The sequence below is a fragment of the Psychrobacter sp. T6-1 genome (genome assembly GCF_052258445.1).
Map to the genome: position 1 here is coordinate 1 of NZ_JBQQFC010000650.1, position 790 is coordinate 790.

The window sequence follows — 790 nt, forward strand, 5'->3', positions numbered from 1 at the left end:
ATGCTTGGCAATAAGCGGGTGTGCCAAGTGGTGCCACTAAACAGCTGATGTGGTAAACCCTTATCACTCGTCATACTCTTGTGTTCACTAGCAGGATTTGTGCTCATGACTCTCTCATATGTTAGGCTTTACGGCCAAAGAAAAAACCACGTTTTTTGGTTTTGCCTTTACTAGGCGCACTTGTCAGTTGCAAGCTTGCGACATAAGCGACCAGCTCTTGATTGGTCGTTGCCGTCTGCACTTGGCGTTTTTTGAGTTGGCGCGTTTTTTTGTCAGCTTTAACGGGCAAATCTCTATAGCGAAACGGCGTATGGGTGCTATCACTATCAGGGATATGACTGGCATCGACCTCATCTTTGATCTCAATAGCGCTCCCTAACGCTTGGCAAACGCGCAGTCCACTACGTACGCCATCTTCATGAAAGCCATTGAACCAATAAGCACCGCAAAAGTGCGTATGCAAGCCACTACCAGAGATGCGCGCCCACTGCCCTTGCGCTGCAATCATCTCATTGTCAAATACTGGATGACTGTAATCGATGCTTTTGATCACTTGCGCCGGATCGATATCATGGTTGAGCGTGACTAGATAATTATGCTGCTTGGTCAAGCGCTGCAATATATTCATATGGTAAGTCAGCACCGGTTTGTTAGCTGGCGACTCCTTGCCCATCTGTTCTTGATTTGCAATGCTCGTCTGCTTATCTATTAGATAGTTCCAACTGGCCCATGCTAGTGACTTTTTGGGTAAGACGCTACTATCAGTGTGCAAAACCGCCGTGTTTTCCGT

The 790-nt window shown here is 47.1% G+C and carries 1 pseudogene; it reads right to left on the reverse strand.

Going from position 1 to position 790, the window contains the following annotated elements:
• Positions 1-121: 121 nt before the first annotated feature.
• Positions 122-790 (reverse strand): annotated as a pseudogene (locus ACTXGO_RS15160) (FAD-dependent oxidoreductase); the annotation flags it as partial.